Below are 380 nucleotides of genomic sequence, written 5' to 3' on the forward strand. Positions count from 1 at the left end.
GACATGGACGCTGATGCTAAGAAGGCATTGGTTGAGCGTTTCGACAAGATCTTGGCGGACAACGGTGCAACGGTGGCAGAGTCTAAGGACTGGTCATCACGTCGTTTTGCATACGAAATTGCAGGTTACCGTGAGGGTACTTACCACATCGTTAACTTTACTGCAGAAGATGACGCAGCCATCAACGAATTTGATCGTTTGGCAAAGATCTCACAAGATATCTTGCGTCACATGGTTGTAAAGCGCGACTTTGCATCAGCTGAGTAATTGTTAGCTTAATTGTCTAACATTTTTTATTAACTTAGTTGCAGGTCATTAAGACCGATTGAAAGGAGACTTTCCATATGATTAATCGTGTTGTTCTGGTTGGTCGCTTGACG

1 protein-coding gene is annotated in these 380 nt (G+C 43.7%); it reads left to right on the top strand.

What is annotated here, in order from left to right:
• Positions 1–267, top strand: a 267-nt coding sequence (rpsF, locus tag KH400_RS22175; RefSeq protein WP_217228326.1) for a 30S ribosomal protein S6, incomplete at its 5' end; no start/stop codon positions are given.
• Positions 268–380 lie beyond the last annotated feature (113 nt).

Origin of the sequence: Desertibacillus haloalkaliphilus (genome assembly GCF_019039105.1) — a bacterium.
GTDB classification, from domain to species: domain Bacteria; phylum Bacillota; class Bacilli; order Bacillales; family KJ1-10-99; genus Desertibacillus; species Desertibacillus haloalkaliphilus.